Genomic DNA, 2,748 nt, shown 5'->3' with positions numbered 1-2,748 from the left:
GAAGTAGGAGGACGAGCGCGGTCATGTCGCCCACCCAAGGCGCTTCGCGAGCCAGTACCAGCCTTCGGTCCCGGCCCAGATCGCGCCGGCAAGGGCCATCTCGATCAGCGCCGCGATTTCCGGGTCGGACGAAAGCGCATTGCCATCCTCTGCCGAGAACACGGCTTTGCCGACGAGAAACCCGACGATCAGGCGCAGGATGATGCGGGAGATCGGTCCAAGCATGTCAGCCTCCACATTTGATTTAATCAGTTGATTCTGCTATAAAAAACGAACGCGCCGGATGCTGGACACATCGCGGCGCGCTCTAACCAAGCCAACCTGTAAGGAGGTCGAAATGGCTGAGAATCCGATATGCGCAATTCCAGACTGCGGCAAGCCCGTCAAATGCGCGGGCATGTGCTCCATGCACTATGCGCGGAAATGGCGGCACGGCGACGCGAGTATCGCCAGAGCGAGGCCGCGCGGCATCTGTTCGATGGATGGGTGCTTAAATCTTCATTCCGCTAGAGGACTTTGCAAAACGCACGCCACGCGCCTCAAAAAGCATGGCGATCCATCTGTGCGTCTTACAAACAAAAACAAGGGGAAGAGGATAAACTTCGTACTAGAAGTTGCGTCGCCTTTCACGGGGGACAATTGCCTGCATTGGCCGTTCACGCCCGGCAAACGCGGGTGGGCTCCAAGCATATCCATTCACGGTAAACGACAGGTTGTGACAAGATACCTCTGCGAAGTCCGTCATGGGCCTGCTCCAACAACAGCGCACCAAGCGGCGCATGTGTGCGGTCAAGGGCATCGCGGATGCGTCAACCCCTCCCATTTACAGTGGAAAACCCCGAGCGAGAACCAACTGGACAAAATTGAACACAACACTCACATACGCGGCACGAGATCCCCTACAGCCAAGATTGACGAAGCGATGGTTATTCGTGTCAGATCGCTTCTTGGAACGATGAATTGCAGAGAAATTGCCCGGCGATTGGGAATCAGCTGGAACATAGTCTATGCGATTAAGGATCGTAGAACATGGGGCTGGCTAGAATAGCCAAGCCCACGCATGATTCCAAACATCCGTCAGCCAGAGCCATGCGCCGAGCAGCGCGGCGATGATGAGCGCCCAGATGCCCTTGGCGCGGCCAGCGGGCGGCGTAGGCGTGACACTCGGATCCGGCGGCACTGGAATGGGCGCGGCGGGCTTTGGAGGCTCCACGGGCGCGGGCGCGGGCTTCGGCGAGGCAGCCGGCACGCCGGCTTTCGCCCATTTCGCGTAGGCGCGCGCCATCTTCGTATCATAGGCGTTCTGCTTGTAGGCAGGGCCGTTATAGGCGCGGGCGAACTTCGGCCAGTCCTTGCCACGCAGCGCGCCGGCAAGCCCGTTCTTCTCGATGAACCGGGCCATCACCTCCACCTGCCCCGCGACAGAGGCCCGGCAGGCGTTGACCATCTCGGTCACGGAGCCGTAGCCGAGCGCCTTCCAGTGCGCGCCCATGACCTGCCCGACGCCCCACGACACACTCTCCATGGCGGCGTTGGAGTTGATCAGAATGGCGCGGTTGAGCAGCTTCCAGCGGTCTTCCTGCTTCGCCGGATTCGGCACGCCGCCGGCCTTCGGGCTCGCCAGCCCCGCCGCGCGGGCCTGCTTGCGCTGCTCCGGCGTAAGGCGGCGGTCGAAGTAATGGCCCTCGAAGCGGATCAGCGGCTCGTTTCGGCCGGCGACGCGCGCGAAGGCCTTTCCGCCGCTCTCCACCTCCGCCACGGCAAGCAGGGCGGCGGACTCCACTTTCAGACGCGCGGCGATGGTCGCCACCGCGCGCACGGTCGCATCGTCAAACATGACGGTTCCTTTCAGGAGAATCGACAGAAATGCCGGGCTGTGGTGAGATCAGGCGGCGTTGAGGGAGGATGCGATGACAGAGATTGCGGCGATAAACGTCGGCAAATGGTCGGTTGGCCGCGACAACGCGATGGGAGCGGCTGTGATCAAACTGGAATGGACGAACCGCCCGCCATTGGCACTCATCATTCCGATCGATCAGGCCACCGAGATCGCGAAGGCCCTTTTGGATTTGGGCAATGCGCCGTCATCTCCAAATCGGCCGAATTGATTGTCGATGGAGTGGCAGCAGCGAGGCGACCTCCGCTCGCGGTCCACACGACGTTCTCAAGCATCGCCCTTCCTTTCGACAAAGCGGAGTGAGGCGCCCGGCTATGCGCTGCGCGGGCGGTGTGGTAATGGGAGCGGATGCAGAAAAAAGAGCGTCAGGTCGTGGACCTGCACCCTTCCGAATGGAGCAGAGCGGGAAAGCCTGAGCCGCTTCTCACCAAGGGTGGTGAGAACTTCTTAGTTCTGGTTGTAGCCTTGATCCCCGCTTTTTGGTTGATCGGCTACGTTTTCACTTGGACGACGGAGAGCCTCGGGCTCGGATGGGGACTTGTTGCAGGATTTGCAGCACTCCCGTTCATCATGGCTGTCGGCTACGTTCTGGTCTTTGTTTCAACTGTTCTTTTGCTTCTACCGCTCCGATTGATGCAGAGGGGATAGCGCGACGGCCCGCAATCTCCGTCGCCGCTCGGCCGGCGCTTGTTGACGCGACTTGTCCGCCACTTACCTTCTCCAGCAAGATATCCAATGCTTCGACAGCCGCACGGTCCCGTGCCGCGCCAGCAGCCGCACCGGCTATCGGAACCGCAAAGTTGCCGCCGGGGATGACGCCGCCGATGATCTGACCAAGGGTTATCGAGACC

The 2,748-nt window shown here is 60.8% G+C and carries 4 protein-coding genes; 1 reads left to right on the top strand and 3 read right to left on the bottom strand.

Translation table 11 applies throughout. From position 1 onward, the window contains the following. Positions 1 to 21: 21 nt before the first annotated feature. Together KAY22_RS27500 and KAY22_RS27495 are read right to left on the bottom strand one after the other, a co-directional pair. Positions 22 to 225 carry a hypothetical protein gene (locus KAY22_RS27500; protein WP_296626220.1) on the bottom strand — a complete coding sequence of 68 codons (204 nt, stop codon included), beginning with the start codon at positions 223 to 225 and terminating at the stop codon, positions 22 to 24. 814 nt (positions 226 to 1,039) lie between these two features. After that, on the bottom strand, positions 1,040 to 1,837 hold the full coding sequence (locus tag KAY22_RS27495; RefSeq protein ID WP_296626219.1) for an N-acetylmuramidase family protein: 798 nt from the start codon (positions 1,835 to 1,837) through the stop codon (positions 1,040 to 1,042). A gap of 73 nt (positions 1,838 to 1,910) precedes the next feature. Between KAY22_RS27495 and KAY22_RS27490 the strand changes: the two genes are divergently transcribed. Then, entirely contained in the window at positions 1,911 to 2,108 is a 198-nt protein-coding gene (locus tag KAY22_RS27490) for a hypothetical protein (protein ID WP_296626218.1), read from the top strand. A gap of 357 nt (positions 2,109 to 2,465) precedes the next feature. Here the strand turns inward: KAY22_RS27490 and KAY22_RS27485 are convergent. Continuing rightward, a partial coding sequence (locus KAY22_RS27485; protein WP_296626217.1) for a hypothetical protein occupies positions 2,466 to 2,748 on the bottom strand: 283 nt, incomplete at its 5' end.

This window comes from Rhizorhabdus sp., assembly GCF_018006725.1.
Lineage (GTDB): Bacteria > Pseudomonadota > Alphaproteobacteria > Sphingomonadales > Sphingomonadaceae > Rhizorhabdus.
This window is presented reverse-complemented; position numbering and strand designations above follow the sequence as displayed.